Raw genomic sequence first — 20939 nt, 5'->3', positions numbered from 1 at the left:
CCGTGGCATCTACGGACCGTTCAGGCTGGGCAGCGCACCGTCGGCGGCGGCCTCTGCGGCCAGGTTCACTTCACAGGAGCAACGATGGGCATCACTTCCGTGGCCGGCGTTCCGGTCCAACCCCGGCACCGAGCCACCTGCCACTGCGGCACGGTCGAACTGCTGCTGGACCTGCCGGACGGTATTGTCGAACCCCGCCGCTGCGACTGCTCGATGTGCCGGCGCCGGGGGGCCATTGCCGCCAGCGTCAGCCGCGCGGGCCTGCAGGTGGTGCGCGGGCAGAACCACCTGCAGCGGTACCAGTTCAACACCCATGTGGCCGAGCACTATTTCTGTGGCGTGTGCGGCATCTACACCCATCACCGGCGCCGCTCCAACCCGGAACAGTACGGCTACAACGTGGCCTGCCTGGAAGGCATCGACCCGTTCGCGCTGGGTGTGATCCCGGTCAACGATGGGGTCAACCATCCCGCCGACCGCACCGGTTAGTGGCGCGTGCGCCGTGGCGGTGCGGCAACCTTCTGCCAGGGGGCCATGCCGCTGCGGCCTGCCCGCACCGGGCGCTTCAGCCAGGGCCGGCGGGGCGTCGCCTGCGGTTCGGTGGCGACCGGGGGAGGAACAGGTCTGCGGCCGGGCCAGAGATGATCGAGCAGCCACATGGCAGGTCTCCGTGGGGGACGGGGACGACCTACGCTAGCGACACCTGGGCAAAGAACGGGTGAGGGTGCTGCGGCAACCAGATGACAGCCGCGTCCCCCTCAGTCCTGCGGCCGTGACCGGCCCAGGCGGCGTACCAGCACGAAGAACAACGGCACCAGCACCACCGCCAGCACCGTGCCGGAGACCATGCCGCCGATCACGCTCATGCCGATTTCACGACGACTGACCGCACCCGCACCGGTGGCCAACGCCAACGGAATCACACCGGCCACAAATGCCAACGACGTCATCACGATCGGACGCAGGCGCAGGCGTGCGCCCTGCAGCGCCGCCTCCACCGCCGAACTGCCGGCGCGATAGCGAGCTTCGGCAAACTCCACGATCAGGATCGCGTTCTTGGCCGACAGGCCGATGGTGGTCAGCAAGCCGACCTGGAAGTAGATGTCATTGACGAACCCGGCCGCGGTGGTCGCCAGCACGGTACCAATCACGCCCAATGGGATCACCAGCACCACTGCCACCGGCACCGTCCAGCTCTCATAGAGCGCTGCCAGACACAGGAAGATGAAGGCAATGGAGGCGATGTACAGCCACAACGTCTGGTTGCTGGCCAGTTGTTCCTGGTAGGACAGGCCACTCCACTGCAGGTCGAACCCGGGTTGATCGGCAACCAGCGCCTGCATGCGCTGCATCGCCTCGCCCGAGCTGCGGCCTTCGGCGGCGCTGCCCTGGATCTGCATCGCCGGCAGGCCATTGAAGCGCTGCTGCAGCTGCGGCCCGCGTGCCCAGTGGCTGCTGGCGAAACTGGCGAACGACGCCATCTGGCCGTTGCCACCGCGCACATACCACTGGCCGATGTCGTCGGGCACGCTGCGGTAGGGCTGGTCGCCCTGCATGTAGACCCGCTTGACCCGGCCACGGTCGAGGAAATCGTTGATGTAGCTGCCGCCCCAGGCCGCCGACAGCGTGGAATTGATGTCGGCCTGGGCCAGGCCCAGTGCGCTGGCCTGGGCATGGTCGATGTCCAGCCGCAGCTCGGCCTTGTCGCCCAGACCGTTCAGGCGCACCGAGGTGAGCCCGTCGTCTTCGCCGGCCGCGCGCACCACCTGTTCCTGCGCTGCCTGCAGGGCCACGCGCCCGGCCGCGCTGGTGTCCTGCAGCCACAGTTCGAAGCCGCTGGACTGGCCCAGTCCACGCACTGCCGGCGGTGCCAGTACATTGACCTTGGCATCCGGCAAGCTGCGGAAGTAGGCATTGGCGCGTTTGATGATCGCTGCAGCGGTGTTGTCGCCCGTGCGCTCATCCCAGGGTTTCAGTGCGAGAAAGCCCTGCCCCGCGTTCTGGCCGGTGCCGGCATTGTTGCGGCCGACCACCACGAACACCACATCCAGGCTCTGCTTCTCGTGCTCCATGAAGTAGCGGCTGATCTGCTCGCCCAATGCTTCGGTACGCCCCATCGGCGTGCCTTCCGGCGTGGAGAACTGGAAGGTCACCTGGCCCTGGTCTTCCACCGGCAGGAAGCCGGTCGGCATCCGCGCGTACAGCGCGACCATGGCGACCACCAGCAGCAGGTAGAACGCCATCCAGCGCCGCGGCCGGGTAACGACGCCACCGAGCTTTCCCTGGTAGGCCAACTGGCTGCGCTCGACGCCCCGGTTGAACGCCCGGAAGAAACGACCCTGTGGCTTCTGCGCCGAAGACGGCTTGAGCAGGGTCGCGCACAGCGCCGGGGTCAGCGTCAGCGCCACCAGCGCCGACAATGCCATGGCAGATGCAATCGTGATCGAGAACTGCCGGTAGATGATGCCGGTGGAACCACCGAACAGCGCCATCGGCAGGAACACCGCGCCCAGCACCACGGTGATGCCGATCAACGCGCCGGTGATCTCACCCATCGATTTTTCGGTCGCTTCCCGCGGTGGCAGATGCTCGTCGTGGATGATGCGCTCCACGTTCTCCACCACCACGATCGCATCGTCGACCAGCAGCCCGATCGCCAGCACCATCGCGAACAGGGTCAGTGTGTTGATGGTGAATCCGGCAACGGCCAGCACGCCGAACGTGCCCAGCAGCACCACAGGCACCGTGATCGCCGGAATCAGCGTGGCGCGCAGGTTCTGCAGGAACAGGAACATCACCACCACCACCAGAACGATGGCTTCGATCAGGGTATGGATGACCCCCTCGATCGAGACCCGCACGAACGGTGTGCTGTCACGCGGGTAGGCCACCTGCAGGCCGGGCGGGAAAGTCGGCCGCAGCCGCTCGATCTCCGCGCGCACCGCATCGGCCGTGGCCAACGCATTGGCGCCGGAGGCCAGAGTGACCGAGAAGCCAGCCGCCGGATAGCCATTGAGATAGCTGCTGGTCTGGTAGTTCTCCGCGCCGATCTCGACCCGTGCGACGTCGCCCAGCAACACCGCCGCGCCACTGGGCAGCGTGCGCAGGATGATCGCGCGGAACTGCTCGGGGGTCTGCAGGCGCGACTGCGCGGTGACCGTGGCGTTGAGGCTCTGCGTCGGGCTGGAGGGCATCGCGCCCAGCTCACCCGCCGTCACCTGGGTGTTCTGCGCCTGGATCGCAGCGCGAACGTCCGAGGGCATCAGGTCATAGGCGCGCAGCTTGTGCGGGTCCAGCCACACGCGCATTGCGTAAGCCGAGCCGAACACGTTGATCTCGCCGACACCGGGAATACGGCTGATCGGGTCCTGCACGTTGCTGACCAGGAAATCGGAAACATCCACCCGCTCCATGCGCCGGCTGGTGTCGTACAGCGAGACCACCATCAGTGAATCGCCCTGGGATTTGGCGACCGTCACGCCCTGCTGCTGCACTTCCTGCGGCAGCCGGTTGATGGCCTGGTTGACGCTGTTCTGCACCTGCACCTGGGCGATATCCGGATTGGCGCTCTGGTCGAAAGTGACTGTGATGCGCGCCTGCCCCGATGACGAGCTGGTGGATGAGAAATACAGCAGATGGTCGATGCCCTTGATCTGCTGCTCGATCACCTGGGTGACGCTGTCCTCCACCGTCTGCGCCGAGGCACCGGTGTAGTTCGCGGTGATGTTGACCTGCGGCGGCGCGATGTCCGGGTACTGCTCCACCGGCAGCTGGGTCACTGCAATGGTGCCGAATGCCATGATGCAGATCGCCAGGACCCAGGCGAATACCGGGCGATGGATGAAAAAGCGCGGCAGCATCTGCTCAGTCCTTCCCGGCCGGCGCCGGCGCCGGCTTCACCCGCACCGCCATGCCATCGGCCAGGCCCTGCGCGCCGGCCACCACCACCCGCTCACCGGCGGAAAGGCCATCGAGCACCAGCCACTGGTCGCCCACCGCACGCGCGGTGCGGAACAGGCGCAGCCGCGCCTTGCCGTCCTTGTCCACCAACCACGCCTGTGCCTCGCCCTTGGGGCTGCGATCGACCGCAGCCTGTGGCACCAGCAGCGCCTGCTGGCGGGTTCCCTGTCCCACCAGCGCGCGCACGTACATGCCTGGCAGCAGCTGCCCATCCGGGTTGGGGAAACGCGCCCGAAGGGTGATGCTGCCGGTTTCCTGCTGCACGTCCACGTCGGCAAATTCCAGCGTGCCGGGCAGCGGGTAGTCGGTGCCATCGGACAGGCGCAGCCGCACCGGTGCTGTGTCGGCCTGCACGCCACCGTCGGCGATGGCGCGGCGCAGTGCCAGGTACTCATTGCTGGACTGGGTGATGTCCACGTTCATCGGGTCCATCTGCTGCACCCGTGCCAGTGGATCGGCCTGGCCCGAGGTGACCAGCGCACCCGGCGTGAACAGCGCGCGGCCGATGCGCCCGGCAATCGGCGAGGTCACCGTGGCAAACCCCAGCCGTGTGCTGGCCGTGTCACGCGCGGCCTGTGCGGCCTGCGCCACGGCGGCAGCCTGCTGGTCGCTGGCGATCGCATCGTCCACGTCCTGGCGCGCGGCCAGCTGGTCCTTGCCCAACGCCTGCATGCGCTGCGCCCGCAGGCGCGCGGTCACCGCAGCGGCCTCGGCGGTCTTCAGGTTGGCCTGCGCCTCGTTCAGCGCCGCCTGGTACAGCGCGGGCTCGATCTGGAACAGTGGCTGCCCGGCCTTCACCCACTGGCCCTGCTCGAACAACCGCTTCACCAGCACGCCATCCACCTGCGGACGCACGTCCGATTCCTGCGAGGCAACGCTGCGCCCAGGCAGATCCTGCTGCAGTGCCAGCGGCTGGCTGCGCAGGGTCAGCACCGTCACCTCAGGCGTCGTCGCGCCGGGCTTGGGCGCGTCCTTGCCGCAGGCGCTGAGCAGGCCGGCCAGGGCGAGCGCCAGCAGCGGCAGGCCCGCGGTTCGCGGCAGCCGCCAGGCACGGTACGGACGGGAGGGGTTCGGAAGGATCATCGGCTGCAGGTTCCACGCGTGGGGGAGCGTTCGGCGCCGAATATAGAAGACGTGGCGGCACGATCCTGCTAAATGGCGCATGAAACATTTTTCATTTGCAGTCGCTGCCCACGATTGCGAGGATGCCCCTGTCCCACTCTGCACACTGGCCCATGCCGCGCGTACTCACCATCGAGGACGATCTTGTCACTGCCGAGGAGATCGCCACCGAACTGCGCAGCCACGGCTTCGACGTGGACCTGGCCAGCGACGGCAGCAACGGCCTGGCGCTGGCACGTGCAGGCGACTACGCGGTGATCACCCTGGACCGCATGCTGCCCGGCATCGACGGGCTGGCCCTGGTCACCGCCTTGCGCCATGAAGGCATCACCACGCCGGTGCTGATGATCAGCGCACTGTCGGACGTGGATGAGCGCGTGCGCGGCCTGCGCGCCGGCGGCGACGACTACCTGACCAAGCCCTTCGCTTCGGACGAGATGGCTGCACGCGTGGAAGTGCTGGTCCGGCGCCAGGGCCAGGCCGCTGTCATCGACAACGTACTGCGCGCCGGCGACCTGGAACTGGACCTGATGACCCGCTCGGCGCGACGCGGTGGCCATGAGATTGCACTGCTGCCGACCGAGTTCAAGCTGCTCGAGTTCCTGGTCCGCAACGCCGGCCAGGTGGTCACCCGCAGCATGCTGTTCCAGGAAGTCTGGGGCTACCACTTCGATCCGGGCACCAACCTGATCGACGTGCATATCGGCCGCGTGCGCAAGCGCATCGAACAACCTGGCCGGCCGCAGCCGATCATGACCGTACGTGGAACCGGCTATGTCTTCGACGCGCAATCCTGACCACTGGCGCTCTTCCAGCAGCAGACTGCTGGGCCTGTACTGCATCCTGTTCGTGGCGTGGTCGAGCCTGCTGCTGGGCGTGATGTACTGGCGCATCTCGGATTACCTGAGTGACCTGACCGATTCAGGCCTGCAGCAGCGCGCCCACCTGTTCATGAGCTTCGACGGGCCGGCACTGGATGAAGCATTGCGCGACAGCCAGCGCTTCGATCTGCACCAGGTCTATACCTATGGGTTGTTCGACAAGGCCGGCATGCCGATGGCGGGCCCGCTGACAGCGATCCCCGAGGGACTGCCGCTGGATGGCAACTCGCATGCGGTGGACGGTTGGACGCTGGCCGATGGCCGCCACGACAACGGCGGCAGTGCGCTCGGCGTGGTGACCCGCGATGGCCGCACGCTGGTATTCGTGCGCCAGAATGGCAAGCTCATGGCGGTCAACAGCATCATCCTCGATGCGCTGCTGTGGGGCGTGTCGCTGACCGTCATTCCCGGCCTGGTGGGCTGGCATCTGCTGCGCCGGCGCCCGTTGAAACGTATCCAGCAGATCGAAGCGGCCACCAACCGCATCGTTGCCGGCGACCTCGGCCAGCGCCTGCCGGTGTCCAGCCGTCGCGACGAGATCGATCGGCTGTCGAGCATCGTCAATGCCATGCTGGAACGCATCGAACAGCTGATGACCGAGGTCAAAGGCGTGTGCGACAGCATCGCCCACGATCTGCGCACCCCGCTGACCCGCCTGCGCGCGCATCTGTACCGCATGCGCGTGGGCCTGGACGAACGGGACCCGCATGCCGATCCACTGGACAAGGCGCTGGCCGAGACTGACATGCTGATGGCGCGCTTCGCCGCGCTGCTGCGGGTGTCGGAACTGGAGAGCCACCAGCGACGTTCGGCCTTCGACGCGGTCGACGTCTCCGAGCTGCTGCAGGAACTGCACCAGTTCTACCTGCCGCTGGCCGAAGAGAAGCAGCAGTTGCTGGAGCTGCAGGTGGACCCGAAGGTGGGCCCGCTGCGTGGCGACCGCGAGCTGCTGTTCGAAGCGCTGGCCAACCTGCTGTCCAATGCCCTGCAGTTCACCCCTGCACACGGCCGCATCCTGCTACGTGCGGTCGATGATCACGGCGCCCCGAGGATCGATGTGATCGACAACGGGCCGGGCATTCCGCCACAGGACCGCACGCTGATCTACCAGCGCTTCTTCCGTGGCAGCAGCAGCGCCGGCCAAGGGCCTGGATTCGGCCTGGGCCTGTCGATCGTGGCCGCCATTGCCGGCCTGCACGGCTTCCGTGTCCGCGCCGGCAGCGCCCCCGGTGGCGGCGCCTGGATGAGCATCCGCGGCGCGACGGACGGCCTGCCCTGAGCAATGGCCTTCGAGCCAATGCGCGGCCCCACGCAAGAAAGGAAAATCAGCTGGCAACCGCCGCCCCCCCGGCTACCCGCGCGTGGTGACCGGCACCATCAGCTATCGGTTCTGATCACGGCCAACGCTGGCCGCCGCAGCAGCAGGTGCAACAGCACCGCGCATGCGGCGGTCAGCAGCGCCAGGACACGCAGCAGTATCGCCAGCGCCTCGGCACTGGCCTGCTGCAGCTGTGCGCCACTCATCGCCGGAAGCAGTGCCTGTGCCTGTGCATGCGCACCCGTTGCCAGATAGGCACCGGCGCGCGCCAGCGATGCGGGCGATGCTCCCTGCAGCTGGTGGCCGATCAGCAGCGCAAGCAAGGCCGTGACTGCGGCCAATGCGATGCCTTCACCGGCCACCCGCACGGTTCCGAAGATGCCGGCGGCCATGCCCGCACGCTGCACCGGCACCGCACTGACCGACAGCCCATCCATCAGGCCCCACGGCAAGGCCGTTCCAGCGCCGATCAGCATCAGCAACGGCACCCACTGCGACGGCGACGGATGCGATGCGTGGCGCGACAAAAGGTACAACCCAGAGGCACAGACCAGCAGGCCCAGCGTACACAGCCGCGTACTTCCAACGCGTTCCGCCCAGCGCGCGGCCAGCATCGGCAGCACCAGCATCGGCGCGGACAGGGCCAGCATCTGCAGCCCGACCAATGTCGCGCTCTGTGCATGCACGCCCAACAGCTGCAGAGGCAACACCACCAGCAGCACCACGTAGCCGAAGCAGGTTGCGACCGGCAGCAGCTGGACACCGAGGAACGCCGGTTGCGAGAACAGCGAGAGGTCCAGCAACGGTGAGCGGTGCAGTCGTTCGATGCAGACGAATACCCCGCCCAGCACCAGCGTCGCCAACAGCGCCAGTTGCACGCGCATGGCATGCAGGCCGAATTCCCCCAGCCACAGCAGGGCCAGGGTCAACGCCGCCAGCATCAGGCTGAAACCCAGCATGCCGCCGACATCCAGCCGCCCGCGTTCGCCATGGCTTTCGGACAACGCGCGCGCGCCCACGGCGAACGCCGCCAGCGTCAGTACACCGCCCGCGGCGAACACACTGCGCCATCCCAATGCCTGCAACAGCAGACCCGCGAGCAGCGGCCCCAGCGCCAGCCCCGCACCGAATGTGGTGCCCAGCAGGGCGAACACACGGGCACGCACCGGCCCCTGCCAGGCATGCGCCAGCGCAGCGGTGCCGGACGCCAGCGCCGCTGCAGCGGCAACGCCCTGCAGCCCGCGCGCCAGATCCAGCCACAGCAGCGTGGGCGCAAGGCAGACGACGGCAGTGGCGATGCTGAAGCCCGCCGTACCCAGCAGGAACAACCGCCACCGACCATAACGATCGGCCAGGCCACCGGCAGCGAGCAACAGGCTGCCGAAGGTGAGCATGAAGGCGTTGGTCACCCAAGCCAGCGCAGTCGGCGACGACGCCGCGGAACGGGCCAGCGCCGGCACCGCGACGGCACCGGCCGAGAAGGACAAGGGCAGCGCCAGTGCAGCCAGGCAGACGGCAAGCAGGGCCCAGCGCTGCTGCGTGTGGGAAGGTACGGGAAGCATCGAAACCGGGGCCATGCGGGCCTCCATCCATCAGGGGCATTGATGATGGACAGGACGCTATTCCTGAAAAACAGGCTCGATGGACGTTGATTACGGCCAGATGTTCCGCAATCATGCCCCCCATGGACTCCATCTCTGCCCTGCTCGCCTTTGTCCGCACCGCGGAGGCGGGCAGCATCGTCGGTGCCGCCCGCGTGCTCGGCCTCTCCGCGTCGGCGGTAGGCAAGCGCATCGCCCGCCTTGAACAGGAACTCGGCACGCGCCTGTTCCAGCGCACCACCCGCCGCGTGCACCTCACCGACGAAGGCGAACTGCTGCTGCAGCGCTGCCGGCGGGCACTGGATGAACTTTCCGAAGCGCAGGCGGATCTGGCGCAGCGACAGCACGCCCCCAGCGGGCTGCTGCGCATCGGCCTGCCCACCATCGGCTACCGCTTCCTGTTGCCGGTACTGCCGGGGTTCCAGCAGCGCTACCCGCAGGTGCAGCTGGAGCTGGACTTCAACGACCGCATCGTCGACGTGGTCAGCGAAGGCCTCGACGCGGTGATACGCAGCGGTGAACTGGCCGATTCCAGCCTGACCGCACGGCGGCTGGGCGGCTTCCGTTTCATCCTCTGTGCGGCGCCGGGCTATCTGCAGGCGCATGGCACGCCCGGTGATGTGAGCGAGCTGCGCCTGCATACCGCGCTGCGCTTCCGTTACCCCACCACCGGAAAGCTGCACCCGTGGCAGCTGCCGGGCATCGAAGGCGATGCCGGCGCGCGCCTTCCCACGGCGATGACCTGCAACAACATGGAGGCCGTACTGGCCGCTGCGATCGGTTGCATGGGCCTGGCCTGGATGCCTGACTTCCTCGCAGCCGATGCGCTGGCCGATGGCCGCCTGCAACAGGTACTGCCAGCACTGCCCACGCACCAGGGGCAGTTCTCGTTGCTCTGGCCCGGTGGGCGCCATCCCAGTGCACGCCTGCGGGTGTTCATCGACTATGCCGTTGCGCATCTGTTCCAAGGCGACAAGGCGTAGCAGGTCCACAGAATCAGTTGGTGCCCGCCGTCTGCAGGAAATTGCGCAGCACCGGCGATGGCTGTTCCGGCCGCTTGCAGAACGGCAGGTCGAAACGCGCTGCTTCGTCCTCCAGCACGCGATAGACGATCTCCTGCGAACGGAAGCTGGCCATGCTGGCCGGAACGATCGCCACGCCCGCCTCCACCGCCACCAGCGACAGCACCGCGTGCATGCCCTGCGCTTCCTGCACCACGCGCGGGGTGAAGCCCGCAGCGGTACACAGGCCCAGCACCTGCGCGTGGAAGCCGATGCCCTCGGCTGCAGGCCATGAAACGAACGGTTCTTCAGCCAGCATCGCCACACTGACCTCCGGCGCGTCGGCCAGCGCATGAGCGCGCGGCAGCGCAATCGCCAGGCGGTCATGGTCGAAGTCGTGCAGCACCAGCTCGGCGGCGGGAATCGGTGGAATCAACACGCCAACGTCGATGCGCTGCTCACGCAGCCACAACTGCTGCTGGCGCGACGTGGCTTCCTGCAGGTGCAACTGCACCTGCGGGTACTGCTGGCGGAAGCGGCGGATCAAACCTGGCAGGCGGCCATACAGCGCACTGCCGACATAGCCTACGCGCAGGCTGCCGGACTGCCCCGCTGCAGCTTCGCGCGTGCGCTGCAACCCCTGCTCAGCCTGCTGCAGCGTTGCCCGCGCCTCCACCAGCAAGGTCTGCCCGGCCACGGTCAGGCCCAGCGTGCGGTTGCCGCGCACGATCAGTTCACTTCCGAGCTCGTCTTCCAGCCGTCGTATCGCCGCGGTCAGCGGCGGCTGCGACATGTGCAGGCGGGCGGCGGCGCGGTGGAAATGCAGTTCTTCGGCCACGGCCACATACTGGCGAAGCAGGCGCAGGTCGATCATCTCGAAGCAGGCAGTGGTAACCCGCCTAGGGTACGCCCTCAGCCGCGCACGTCGACGCTGGCGCGGGCGATGGCCGGCCACTGCAGCGCCACCGACTCGATGCTGTCGGCACTGACCGCGCGCAGATCCCTTGGGTATGCCACATGCTCGGCCTCCTGCATGCGCAGTGCGTGGAACTGGCCGTTGCTTGCACGCAGCACCCAGCCGCCGCCCTGGCAGCGCGTGGACGCCAGATAGGCCACACCGTGCGCAACAGCTTCCGGATGCAGCTCATCGGGCTCACCCTCGATGCCCCACATGCGCGTCTTTGCCACCGGCGAAACCGCATTGACCACGATGCCATGCTCGGCGCCTTCCAGCGCCAGCACATTGACCAGACCGAGCGCGGCCAGTTTGGCCATCGCGTACGCAGACAGCCCGCGCTGTGCGTACTGCGGATACAGCGCGCGATCGGACGTGGTGATGACGATGCGCCCACCGCCCGCCGCGCGCATTGCCGGCCACGCCGCCTGCGCCAGCCACAACGGCGTCTTCGCGGCCAGGCACAGCATCTGCTCCAGCGCATCGTCCTCGATCGCTTCCAGCGTCTGGTACTCGACCCAGCCGGCGTTGTGGATCAGGAAATCGATGCGGCCGTGCTGCTGCAGCAGATCCTGCACCAGCCCGTGGCAGCCCGTGCGATGGTCGATGGGATCACTGACGGCCTGCACCGATAGCCCCCGCGCCTGCAACGCTTCGGCACTGTGCTGGATGCGAAGCGGATCGGTACCACGGCCATCGGTGCCGGCACCGACGTCATGCATCACCACATGCGCGCCACGCTCGGCCAGCAGGCGGCTGTAGGCCAGGCCCAGTCCACCGGCGGCGCCGGTCACCAGACCCACCTGGCCTTCGAAGGAAATACGCGAGATCGGCTTCATGCGCCCAGCTTCAACCAAGCACGCAGGCCGCAGCCAATACTGTTCACCGCCCTCCACGATACGCGCACGCTATCGTCGGAAAGGGGACGGAGGGGATTAAGTCGTTTCAGGCACAGTAGGGCCGATTACGACTTAATCCCCTCCGTCCCCTTTTTCGCTCAGCGGCTGAAGCGGCGCGCGCCGGCGACGCAGATCACGGCGACCACGGTCACCAGCACCATGCTGAGGCTGACCGATTCGTGCAGCAGCAGCGCAGCCAGAGCCAGGCCAAAGAACGGTTGCAGCAGCTGCAGTTGGCCGACGGCCGCGATGCCGCCCTGGGCCAGCCCGCGGTACCAGAACAGGAAGCCGATCAGCATGCTGAACACCGCCACGTAGCCCAGCGCCCACCACGCCGACGCACCGACCGCGGTGAACGAGGCCGGGCGCATCAGCACTGTCAGCGGCAGCATCACCGGCAACGCCAGCAGCAGCGCCCAGCTGATCACCTGCCAACCGCCAAGGTGGCGGGCAAGTCGACCACCTTCGGCATAGCCCAGCCCACACACCACGATCGCCGCCAGCATCAGCAGGTCAGCCTGCAGCGAGGCCTCGATGCCGTTGCGCACCGCATAGCCGACCACGCAGGCACTGCCCAGCAGCGAGAACAACCAGAACGCCGGGCGCGGTCGATCGCCGCCGCGCAGCACGCCGAACACCGCAGTGCTCAGTGGCAGCAGGCCGAGGAACACGATGGTGTGTGCCGATGACGCATGCCGCAGCGCGAGCGCGGTCAACAGCGGAAAGCCGACCACCACCCCCAGACTGACCACCACCAGGCCTGGCAGGTCATTGCGCCGCGGCCACGGCTGGCGCAGCAGAAGGAGCAGGCCAAGGCCGAGCACAGCGGCAATGGTCGCGCGTGCAGCAGTGACGAATCCGGCGTCCAGCTGCAGCACCGCCAAGCGGGTGGCCGGCAGGGAGCCCGCGAAGATCACTACACCGATGAAGCCATTGATCCAACCACTCGCCGACCGTTCCACGCCTGTACTCCTGAAGATGCCGGACGATGCCCGGCTGGACCTGTATGGAAGCATCCAGCGCGGAACGACCCCAGCTACAATCCAGTACAGTCGCAAGTAACTGTACTGCCCACACTTCCACTACGGTTCAGCCATGCCACGTTCGCTCACCCGCATTGAATCGGTCATCCAGACTGTCCGCGCCCGCATCGGTGCGCGGGTGGATGGCCCCGGCTCGCGCCTGCCTTCGGTACGTGCGCAGGCGGCGGCGATGGAGGTGTCGGTCTCAACCGTGGTCGAGGCCTACGAGCGCCTGGCCGCCGAAGGTCTGATCAGTGCGCGCGCAGGATCCGGCTTCTACGTCAGTGGGCCGACCGCACCGCTGGCGCTGGCTGAAATGGAACCCCGGCTGGATCGCGCCGTGGACCCGCTGTGGGTGTCGCGGCAATCGCTGGAAACGCCCGCGGGCCACCTCAAGCCGGGTTGTGGCTGGATGCCCAGCGATTGGCTGTACCACGATGGCGTGCGCCGCCGGCCTGCGTCGGCTGGCGCGTGCCGATGCCCTACAGCTGGTCGACTACGCCGGCCCGCTCGGGCTGCCCGCACTGCGCCAGCTGCTGCAACGACGCAGCGCCGCGCTGGGCATTGATGCACCGATGGAGCAGATCCTGCTGACCGAATCCGGTACGCACGCGGTCGATCTGCTCTGCCGTTTCCTGCTCAAACCCGGCGACTGCGTGCTGGTGGATGACCCGAGCTACTTCAACTACCACGCGTTGCTGAAGGCGCACCAGGTGCAGGCCATCGGCGTGCCGTACACGCACAGCGGCCCGGACCTGGAGGCGTTCGCGCAGGCAGTTCAGGCGCATACGCCGCGGCTGTACATCACCAACTCGGGCCTGCACAACCCGACCGGCGCCGTATTGTCGGCCACCACCGCCCACCGCCTGCTGGGCCTGGCCGAACGCAATGAACTGATCATCGTCGAGGACGACATCTTCGCCGACTTCGAACTGCAGCCTGCACCGCGGCTGGCCGCGCTCGATGGGCTGTCGCGGGTGATCCACGTCGGCAGTTTCTCCAAGACGCTGTCGGCGGCTTCGCGCTGTGGCTACATCGCTGCGCGCCATGACTGGATCGAAGCGTTGACCGACCTGAAGCTGGCCACCAGCTTCGGCGGCGGCCATCTAGCGATGCAGTTGATGCACATCGCGCTGACCGACAGCGGCTACCGCCGCCACATGCAGTCGGTACGTTCGCGCCTGGCCGATGCGCGCCGGCACACGCTGCGGAAGCTGCAGGCGCTGGGCATCACGCCGTGGCTGCAGCCGGAAGCCGGGCTGTTCCTGTGGTGCCAGCTGCCCGATGGCCGCGATGCCGCCGCACTGGCCCGGCAATGCCTGCGCGAGGGCATCGTGCTGGCGCCGGGCAACGCGTTCAGCCAGTCGCAGCGCGCGGCTGACTATGTACGTTTCAACGTTTCGCAGTGCCAGGACCCGAGGATCTGGCAGGTACTGGCGCGCGCGCTGCGTTGAGCTGGTAATGCGCGACCAGCGCATCCACCACCACGCGCACGCCCGGCAACTGGCCGCGACGATGCGGCAGCAGCACGCTGGTGGTCACTTCGCCGGCATGCCACGCCGGCAGCACCTGCTGCAGGCGGCCAGCGGCAAGGGCCTCGGTACACAGGCTCTGTGGCAACACGGTAATGCCAAGACCGGCTTCGGCCGCCGCGATCAGCAGCTGCGATTCATTGCCGACCAGCGCCACCTTCGGCTCCACCTGCACGGTGCGGGCGTCGGGGCCGTGCAGCGTCCAGCGCGTTGCATGACGCGCGGTCAGCAGGCCGGCATGCGCACGCAGCTGCTCGGGCGTATCCACTGCCGGCGCGGCTGCCAGATAGCCAGGGGACGCCACCAGCACGATGCGCTCGCTGCCGAGCATTCGCTGCACCAACCCGGAATCCGGCAGCGGACCGAAGTGACTGCGCAGAGCGATGTCGATGCCCTCCTGAGCCAGATCGATGAAACGATCACTCACTTCAACTTCGATGCGCAGCCGTGGATAGCGGCGGGCCAGTGCAGGCAGGCACGCGGCGAGCTCGCCCTGCACCACCGGAATCGAAGCGCTGATGCGTACGGTGCCGCTGGGTTCGGCCTGGCGGTCGCGGACGATGGCCTCGGCCGCCTCGACCTCAGACAACGCTGCGCGTGCGCGCTCGAAGAACTCCTGACCGACCTCGGTCAATGCGAAGCGGCGCGAACTGCGTTGCAGCAGCCGCACCTGGAGCTGTTCTTCCAGCAGCGCCACGCGCTTGCTCAGGGTCGAGCGCGGCAGGCCCAGATGGCGCCCGCCTGCGGCGAAACCGCCCTGCTCCACCGCAGTGACGAACAGGGCCAGATCGTTGAGGTTGAGCATGCGCAACGTCCACATATGTAGACTTCAGGATGCCATTCGGACGGCTTCCGGAGCAATGTCCACGCGGGCACGCTTTCCTCACCCGCCGCATCGCGGCTCGAACCGGAAACCTGCCATGACCCCGATCCTCTTCTACGGCGTGCCCTCGGGCTGCTCGTTCGGCTCCATCATCGCGCTGGAGTGGCTGCGCCAGCCGTATCACCTGTGCCGCATCGAGATGCCCGGCCAGGTGCAGGGCGAAGACTACCGCCGCCTCAATCCACTGGGCGAAACCCCGACCCTGCGAACCACACAGGGCGAGCTGCTCAGCGAGAGCCTGGCCATCCTCAACCACCTGGCCGCGAAGGGCATCGCACAGGGCCTGGGCTTCGCACAGGGCACCTCCGGCTTCGATCGCCTCAACCATCGGCTGGCCTATCTCAACACCAGTTTCTTCGGTGCCTACGCGCCGCTCTGGCACGCACTGGAGCATGCGGAAGGCGATGAAGGCGAGGCGCTGCGTGCCTATGGCACGACCAAGGTGCGCCACGCCCACCAGGCGCTGGAGCAGATGATCGGCGCCGGCCCGTGGCTGCTGGGCGAACAGCGCAGCTTTGCCGACGCCTACTTCGCCGGCATCGCGCGCTGGAACGACTATCACCAGGTGGTCGATCGACGCGAGTTCCCAAGGGTGCAGCAGCTGTTCGAGCGCCTGCAGGACGACGCCGGCGTGCAGTTCGCCCACGCCATCGAAGCGCAGCAGCCGGCAACCAGCGGCGGTGGATTCCTCGGCGAGGTGAGGCTGGAAGACGTGCTTGAGGCCGCAGCGGCCTGAGCCCTGTCCTGCCCGTGCGGCAGCGGCGCGCAATGCCTCTTGCGCGCCGCGCTACAGTGGTATGTCCCCCGCTGCAGGAATCCGCGCATGTCCACGTTCTCCGATCCGCAGGCGGTGGCCCGCTATGCCGAAGCACCGCTGCGCCAGGTGCCCGGCTTCCTCGCCCTGCAGCAGATGAGCCGGCTGCTGCTGGCCGAACGTGTCCCTGCGCAGGGCCGCGTGCTGGTGCTGGGTGCCGGTGGCGGGTTGGAACTGAAGGCCTTCGCCGAGGCGCAGCCGGGCTGGCAGCTGCTGGGGGTCGACCCGGCCGCGCCGATGCTGGCCCTGGCCGAGCAGACACTGGGTCCGCTGATGTCGCGCGTGCAGCTGCTGGAAGGCTATATCGACGATGCACCCGATGCGCGCTTCGACGGTGCCAGCTGCCTGCTGACCCTGCACTTCCTCGATGCCGGGCAGCGCCTGCACACGCTGCGCGAACTGCACCGGCGCCTGCAACCCGGCGCGCCACTGGTGGTGGCGCACCACAGCGTGCCACAGGACCCGGCCGGCAAGCTGCGCTGGTTGCAGCGCTACGCGGCGTTCGCCGAAGCCTCGGGGGTTGCCCACGCCGATGCGCAGCGCGCGATCGACGCCATTGCCGAACGGTTGCCGTTGCTGTCGCCGGAGCAGGAGGTTGTGCTACTGCAGGAGGCCGGCTTCGACAACGTGGAGCTGTTCTACGCCGGCTTCAGCTTCAAGGGCTGGGTGGCGTACGCCGGATGATGCCTACGGCACCACGGTAATGCCGATGCGCTGCATCAACAGCGCCACCTGCTGCACATCCAGTGTGGCGCCGCGCAGGTTGGTGCTGCGCAGGTCCAGCTCGCCCAGCTCGGAGTTGGTCAGGTTGCAGTCGGTGAAGTTGGCACTGTTCCAGTCGATCCCCTCGAACTGGCCACCGGACAGGTCCGAACCGGCGAAACTGGCACCGCTCACGTTCGCGCCATCCCAGCGGTTCTCCCACAGTTCGCACTTTTCCAGCGTCACTCGCGAGAAATTGGCATAGCGCAGGTTCGACTTCTTGATGAACGCGCTGCAGAACCAGCTGCGCGTGGTGATCTGGTTCATGAAGCTGGCGTTGCTGAAATCCGCGCCCTGCGCACGGCACTCGCTGATCTCCAGGCCCAGCGCCTTGATGAAACTGAAGTGGCACATGCTGATGTCGCAACTACGGAAGCTGGCTTCCTTCAATGTGGCGCCGTTGAAGCGGCAACCGGCGCGGTTTTCAGCGTCGTAGAAGCTGCAGTTGATGAACTCCGTGGCGGTGAGGTCAGCGCCGGAGAAATCGCATTCGTGGAACTGCTGGTCGACCACTTTCTGGCCGGTGTACTGGTCCGCGCCGATGCGCAGCTTGCGGTGAACGGTGGGGGACATCGTGGATTCCATGCCAGGTGCCCCGCCATGATGCCGGGCCGCGAGGGCGATCCATAGACGCTGGCGCGGTCGGGTTCACCGGCAGTTCAGCCGATCTATGGCCACGCCCGCCCAATGCACGTTGTTGCATGTTAATGCACGAACGTGCAGACTTGCGTCATGAGCTCCGATCCCAGCCCCCTCCCCGCCCAGCGCACCCTGCAGATCCTCGAGGAACTGCGCCAGCAGGGCCGCGTGGTCGCCGCCGAACTGGCGCGCCGCTATGCCGTCTCCGAAGATTCGATCCGCCGCGATCTGCGCGAGTTGGCCGCCCAAGGGCTATGCCAGCGCGTCTACGGAGGCGCCGTGCTGCCGCCGCCGCAGGAACGCCCACTGCGCGAACGACTGACCCGCGACCGCGGCGACAAGGCCGAACTGGCCGCCCGTGTCTGCGCACTGCTGCAACCCGGCCAGGTGGTACTGCTCGACGCCGGGTCGACCAACCTGGCGATCGCCCAGCAGCTGCCGGCCGCTCTCGGCCTGACGGTGATCACCAACGCGCCACAGATCGCCACCGCCGCCAGCGTGCTTGAAGGCACCTCGGTGCAGTTGATCGGCGGACGCCTGGCCAGCGGTGGTGGCGCGGTCGGCGCTGAAGCACTGGCCCAGGTGCAGCGCCTGCGCGCCGACGTGTACCTGCCCGGTCCCTGCGCGGTGGACGGCGACACCGGCGTGTGGGCAATGGATTCGGAAGAAGCCACGCTGAAACGCGCGATGGTGGCCTGCAGCAGCCGCGTCATCGTCGCCGCCACCACTGAAAAGCTCGGTGCCCGCGGTAATTGGCAGATCGCCAGCCTCGATGAAATCGACGATCTGGTGCTGACCACCACCGCGCCCCCCGCATTGGCTGCGCGCTTCCGCGCCGCAGGCATCGCGGTACACCCCACTCCGCCCTGACCGTACCGCTCATGTCCCTTGCCAACCGCGCGCGTGCCGAACAGCACGCGACCCGCGCTGCGTTCTTCATTCCCGGCTTCGCCACTGCGCTGTGGGCCACCCTGGTGCCATTCGCCAAAGCGCGCACCGACATCAACGACGCCACGCTGGGCCTGGTGCTGCTCTGCCTCGGTGCCGGTTCGCTGCTGGCCATGCCGCTGTCCGGTGTACTGGCCGCACGCCTGGGCTGCCGGCGGGTGATGGTGGCCAGCAGCCTGCTGATCTGCCTGACTGTGCCCGGCCTGGCGCTGGCCGGTTCGGCCTGGTCACTGGGGCTGGTGCTGTTCGTGTTCGGCGCCGCCGTGGGCGCAATGGACTGCACGATGAACGTGCAGGCCGTCATCGTCGAGCGCGAAGCACGGCGGGTGATGATGTCCGGATTCCATGCCTTCTTCAGCATCGGCGGCTTCCTCGGCGCGGCCACCATGACCGTGCTGTTGTCCGCACAGCTGCCGCCACTGGCATCGGTGCTGATCGGCGTTGGCGCCATGCTGCTGGTGATGCTGCTGTCGGCGGCGTACTGGCACAGCGAACGCATGCCGCACGACACACCGATGTTGGCCCTGCCGCACGGCATCGTGCTGTTCATCGGCGTGCTGGCGTTCGTCGCCTTCCTCGGTGAAGGCGCGATGCTGGACTGGAGCGCGGTCTTCCTCAGCGATGTGCGTCGCGTCGATGCCAGCCTCGCCGGTATCGGCTATGTAACCTTCACCCTGACCATGACCGTGGCGCGCTTGTTCGGCGACGCACTGGTGGAGCGCGTAGGCCGTGAGCGCGCGATCGTGTTCGGCGCGCTGCTCGCCGCCGCGGGAGTGCTGGTGCTGACCCTGGTCACCCCGTGGCAGGCGTCGCTGGTGGGCTATGTGCTGGTCGGCCTCGGCTGCGCCAACATCGCACCGGCACTGTTCTCGCTGGCCGGCCACCAGACCCGCATGCCCGGCGCATTGGCAATCACCGCCGTTTCCACGCTGGGCTTTGCCGGCATCCTTGCTGGCCCAGCACTGATCGGTTTTGCTGCCAACCACTTCGGCCTGATCGCTGCGTTCATCGGCGTGGCCACGGCCTTGTTGCTGGTGGCCGTGTCCACACGTTGGCTGCGGATGTAGCCCAGGGCCTCAGCGCCGCCTGTGCCGCCTGTGCCGCAGCTTCATCCGCAATCGCCGATAGCCGATCACCGTCGCCGTGGCACACAGCGCGGTGCCAGCAGCGCTCAGCAGCAGCAACACCGCCAGCCGGGCACCGTCCTGGCGCAGCATCGCCGGCAGGTCCCAGCTGTGCAGGAAGTAGAACAGCCAGCGCCCCAGGCGCTCACGGTGCCCCATTGTCAGCAACGGATCGCCGGTGGCCAGGTCGAGGTAGACGCGCGTGGCCTCGGCATCGCCGAAGTCCACCACTGCTACCGGGAAGCGGCGTACCGCTGCACCATTCATGGCCTCGGGCGCACGCGGATAGAAGTAGGCATCCGCGGCCTGCTGCACCACGAAGACCTGCATCGGCGCATCGGACAGCGCCCGCACCTTCTGCTGCAGCCACGCGGCCGGCAGCAACCGCGCAACCTGCAGATGCCCATCGTTGCCGGACACGATGCGGGTATCGCCTTTCCCATCCAGCAGCACCGCGAACAGCTCACCACCGATCCGTCGCCACTGGATTTCCACCGGCAGGAAGCGCTCGGCATCGGCGGCGGCCAGAAGTGTCGCCGGCTCGCCCAGTGCGCCATCCACCGCCACCGTACCGCCACGATAGCGTCCGCTGTCAATCGCTTCACGCGTGCTGCTGAAAACCCCCAACGGATTCATCGACATCAGCCCGCTGAAGATCCAGGTGAACACGAAGGCCGCAGCCATCAGCCCAATCAGATGGTGCCAGCGCATCCACGGTTCCACGTACGGTGTCTTCGCACCGGATCGGTAGCGCCCACGGAAACGCCAGCGCCACACACCGACCACGATGCCGCTGACCGCCGCCACCGTGCACAGCGCGGACAACACGATCACGACCCACGTCCACACCGGGTCCACCGACTGCAGGCGCAGGAAGTACAGCCAATGCAGCCAGGCCCCCACATAGTTCCAGCGCTGCTGCACATGCGGCGCGTCCAGCACCACTTCGCCAGTGTGCGAAGACACATACAGGTCACCGGGCTTCGCGCCCCCCACCTCCACCCGGTACAGCGGCCGATGCGCGTCCAGCGCGCGCGAATGCGTCCAGCGATCCTCGTCCACGCGCGTCGCGCCGACGAAGGCTGGGCCGCCAGCAAACTGTGCCGCTGACGCTTCGGCGCGCTGTGCCGACACTGGCAGCAGGGCCTGGCCGGTGACGGCTGACCACGCCCCCACGTTGCTTCCCGTGCGCACCACATACACAGGCTCGCCGCGCAGCGTGGTCAGTGCCACGGCCTCCGGCTCGGCCTGCACGGTGGCAGGCAGCACCGACAGCCCGTGCAAATCGCGGGCCTCCGGCAGCACCGGCAACGCCGCCAGCCGCTCACCCGGCGTCAGCTTCGGGTAGCCGATGAACAGCATCACCATGCCGCTGACGAACCACAGCAGCATCAGCAGGCATCCCCCGATGCCCAGCCAGCGATGCACCAGATAGGTCCAACGCTTGGCAGTGGATCGCAGCGACATGGTGCGCGTCC

Annotated in this window: 17 protein-coding genes and 1 pseudogene; 9 read left to right on the top strand and 9 right to left on the bottom strand. The window is 67.5% G+C overall.

The features are described 5' to 3' along the window. The first annotated feature begins 84 nt into the window (after positions 1-84). Positions 85-489 (top strand): GFA family protein, encoded by a 405-nt coding sequence (locus tag ACZK33_RS05305; protein ID WP_049421554.1) that lies wholly within the window; start codon positions 85-87, stop codon positions 487-489. 269 nt (positions 490-758) lie between these two features. Here the strand turns inward: ACZK33_RS05305 and ACZK33_RS05300 are convergent, their stop codons facing one another. Beyond that, positions 759-3860 (bottom strand): efflux RND transporter permease subunit, encoded by a 3102-nt coding sequence (locus ACZK33_RS05300; protein ID WP_423174350.1) that lies wholly within the window; start codon positions 3858-3860, stop codon positions 759-761. Between the two features lie 4 nt (positions 3861-3864). Beyond that, on the bottom strand, positions 3865-5043 hold the full coding sequence (locus ACZK33_RS05295; protein WP_423174351.1) for an efflux RND transporter periplasmic adaptor subunit: 1179 nt from the start codon (positions 5041-5043) through the stop codon (positions 3865-3867). 152 nt (positions 5044-5195) lie between these two features. On the opposite strand from ACZK33_RS05295, the gene ACZK33_RS05290 reads away from it, so the two are divergent. Together ACZK33_RS05290 and ACZK33_RS05285 are read left to right on the top strand one after the other, a co-directional pair. Beyond that, the gene (locus tag ACZK33_RS05290; RefSeq protein ID WP_423174352.1) at positions 5196-5879 is read left to right on the top strand and encodes a response regulator transcription factor; all 684 of its coding nucleotides are present in this window, start codon (positions 5196-5198) and stop codon (positions 5877-5879) included. After that, the gene (locus ACZK33_RS05285; protein ID WP_423174353.1) at positions 5857-7242 is read left to right on the top strand and encodes a sensor histidine kinase; all 1386 of its coding nucleotides are present in this window, start codon (positions 5857-5859) and stop codon (positions 7240-7242) included. The genes ACZK33_RS05290 and ACZK33_RS05285 overlap by 23 nt, the downstream gene beginning before the upstream one ends. A 98-nt stretch (positions 7243-7340) precedes the next feature. On the opposite strand, the gene ACZK33_RS05280 is transcribed toward ACZK33_RS05285, so the two are convergent. After that, positions 7341-8858, bottom strand: coding sequence for an MFS transporter (locus tag ACZK33_RS05280; protein WP_423174354.1), 1518 nt, complete (start codon positions 8856-8858; stop codon positions 7341-7343). 107 nt (positions 8859-8965) lie between these two features. Here ACZK33_RS05280 and ACZK33_RS05275 point away from each other — a divergent pair, with 107 nt between their 5' ends. After that, complete coding sequence (locus ACZK33_RS05275; protein WP_423174355.1) at positions 8966-9865, top strand: LysR family transcriptional regulator; 900 nt, start codon at positions 8966-8968, stop codon at positions 9863-9865. 13 nt (positions 9866-9878) lie between these two features. Here ACZK33_RS05275 and ACZK33_RS05270 read toward each other — a convergent pair whose 3' ends face one another. From ACZK33_RS05270 to ACZK33_RS05260, 3 genes are all read right to left on the bottom strand, one after another. Continuing rightward, a complete protein-coding gene (locus ACZK33_RS05270) occupies positions 9879-10757 on the bottom strand; it encodes a LysR family transcriptional regulator (protein ID WP_201118302.1) in 879 nt (292 codons plus the stop codon). 38 nt (positions 10758-10795) lie between these two features. Further along, the gene (locus tag ACZK33_RS05265) at positions 10796-11677 is read right to left on the bottom strand and encodes an SDR family NAD(P)-dependent oxidoreductase (protein WP_423174356.1); all 882 of its coding nucleotides are present in this window, start codon (positions 11675-11677) and stop codon (positions 10796-10798) included. 158 nt (positions 11678-11835) lie between these two features. After that, on the bottom strand, positions 11836-12699 hold the full coding sequence (locus ACZK33_RS05260; protein WP_049463495.1) for a DMT family transporter: 864 nt from the start codon (positions 12697-12699) through the stop codon (positions 11836-11838). Between the two features lie 133 nt (positions 12700-12832). Between ACZK33_RS05260 and ACZK33_RS05255 the strand changes: the two are divergent. Further along, positions 12833-14213 (top strand): annotated as a pseudogene (locus ACZK33_RS05255) (aminotransferase-like domain-containing protein). On the opposite strand, the gene ACZK33_RS05250 reads toward ACZK33_RS05255, so the two are convergent. Further along, positions 14152-15111 (bottom strand): LysR substrate-binding domain-containing protein, encoded by a 960-nt coding sequence (locus tag ACZK33_RS05250; protein WP_423174358.1) that lies wholly within the window; start codon positions 15109-15111, stop codon positions 14152-14154. The pseudogene ACZK33_RS05255 and the gene ACZK33_RS05250 sit on opposite strands and share 62 nt — an antisense overlap. 100 nt (positions 15112-15211) lie before the next feature. On the opposite strand from ACZK33_RS05250, the gene ACZK33_RS05245 reads away from it, so the two are divergent. Beyond that, complete coding sequence (locus ACZK33_RS05245) at positions 15212-15910, top strand: glutathione S-transferase family protein (RefSeq protein WP_182267345.1); 699 nt, start codon at positions 15212-15214, stop codon at positions 15908-15910. 87 nt (positions 15911-15997) lie between these two features. Next, a complete protein-coding gene (locus ACZK33_RS05240; RefSeq protein WP_107431417.1) occupies positions 15998-16672 on the top strand; it encodes a class I SAM-dependent methyltransferase in 675 nt (224 codons plus the stop codon). A gap of 3 nt (positions 16673-16675) precedes the next feature. Here ACZK33_RS05240 and smqnr read toward each other — a convergent pair whose 3' ends face one another. Continuing rightward, positions 16676-17323 carry a SmQnr family pentapeptide repeat protein gene (gene smqnr, locus ACZK33_RS05235; RefSeq protein WP_121504026.1) on the bottom strand — a complete coding sequence of 216 codons (648 nt, stop codon included), beginning with the start codon at positions 17321-17323 and terminating at the stop codon, positions 16676-16678. A 159-nt stretch (positions 17324-17482) separates the two neighbouring features. Between smqnr and ACZK33_RS05230 the strand changes: the two genes are divergently transcribed. Both ACZK33_RS05230 and ACZK33_RS05225 read left to right on the top strand, forming a co-directional pair. After that, positions 17483-18259 (top strand): DeoR/GlpR family DNA-binding transcription regulator, encoded by a 777-nt coding sequence (locus ACZK33_RS05230; RefSeq protein WP_423174359.1) that lies wholly within the window; start codon positions 17483-17485, stop codon positions 18257-18259. Between the two features lie 11 nt (positions 18260-18270). Further along, entirely contained in the window at positions 18271-19404 is a 1134-nt protein-coding gene (locus ACZK33_RS05225) for an MFS transporter (protein WP_423174360.1), read from the top strand. A gap of 9 nt (positions 19405-19413) precedes the next feature. Here the strand turns inward: ACZK33_RS05225 and ACZK33_RS05220 are convergent, their stop codons facing one another. After that, positions 19414-20928: a PepSY-associated TM helix domain-containing protein gene (locus tag ACZK33_RS05220; protein ID WP_423174361.1), complete on the bottom strand. Its 1515-nt coding sequence runs from the start codon at positions 20926-20928 to the stop codon at positions 19414-19416. Positions 20929-20939 lie beyond the last annotated feature (11 nt).

Source organism: Stenotrophomonas sp. 86156_Sma, assembly GCF_056481625.1.
The sequence above is the reverse complement of the archived record's forward strand: the minus strand, read 5'-3'. Positions and strand labels throughout refer to the sequence as shown.

Excerpts from the sequence above, each read along its gene's own strand:
- ACZK33_RS05285 (WP_423174353.1), top strand. The coding sequence starts at position 5,857 with ATGTCTTCGACGCGCAATCCTGACCACTGGCGCTCTTCCAGCAGCAGA.
- smqnr (WP_121504026.1), bottom strand. The coding sequence starts at position 17,323 with ATGTCCCCCACCGTTCACCGCAAGCTGCGCATCGGCGCGGACCAGTAC.
- ACZK33_RS05240 (WP_107431417.1), top strand. The coding sequence starts at position 15,998 with ATGTCCACGTTCTCCGATCCGCAGGCGGTGGCCCGCTATGCCGAAGCA.
- ACZK33_RS05295 (WP_423174351.1), bottom strand. The coding sequence starts at position 5,043 with ATGATCCTTCCGAACCCCTCCCGTCCGTACCGTGCCTGGCGGCTGCCG.
- ACZK33_RS05300 (WP_423174350.1), bottom strand. The coding sequence starts at position 3,860 with ATGCTGCCGCGCTTTTTCATCCATCGCCCGGTATTCGCCTGGGTCCTG.
- ACZK33_RS05230 (WP_423174359.1), top strand. The coding sequence starts at position 17,483 with ATGAGCTCCGATCCCAGCCCCCTCCCCGCCCAGCGCACCCTGCAGATC.
- ACZK33_RS05245 (WP_182267345.1), top strand. The coding sequence starts at position 15,212 with ATGACCCCGATCCTCTTCTACGGCGTGCCCTCGGGCTGCTCGTTCGGC.
- ACZK33_RS05290 (WP_423174352.1), top strand. The coding sequence starts at position 5,196 with ATGCCGCGCGTACTCACCATCGAGGACGATCTTGTCACTGCCGAGGAG.
- ACZK33_RS05220 (WP_423174361.1), bottom strand. The coding sequence starts at position 20,928 with ATGTCGCTGCGATCCACTGCCAAGCGTTGGACCTATCTGGTGCATCGC.
- ACZK33_RS05275 (WP_423174355.1), top strand. The coding sequence starts at position 8,966 with ATGGACTCCATCTCTGCCCTGCTCGCCTTTGTCCGCACCGCGGAGGCG.
- ACZK33_RS05265 (WP_423174356.1), bottom strand. The coding sequence starts at position 11,677 with ATGAAGCCGATCTCGCGTATTTCCTTCGAAGGCCAGGTGGGTCTGGTG.
- ACZK33_RS05225 (WP_423174360.1), top strand. The coding sequence starts at position 18,271 with ATGTCCCTTGCCAACCGCGCGCGTGCCGAACAGCACGCGACCCGCGCT.
- ACZK33_RS05280 (WP_423174354.1), bottom strand. The coding sequence starts at position 8,858 with ATGGCCCCGGTTTCGATGCTTCCCGTACCTTCCCACACGCAGCAGCGC.
- ACZK33_RS05250 (WP_423174358.1), bottom strand. The coding sequence starts at position 15,111 with ATGTGGACGTTGCGCATGCTCAACCTCAACGATCTGGCCCTGTTCGTC.
- ACZK33_RS05305 (WP_049421554.1), top strand. The coding sequence starts at position 85 with ATGGGCATCACTTCCGTGGCCGGCGTTCCGGTCCAACCCCGGCACCGA.
- ACZK33_RS05270 (WP_201118302.1), bottom strand. The coding sequence starts at position 10,757 with ATGATCGACCTGCGCCTGCTTCGCCAGTATGTGGCCGTGGCCGAAGAA.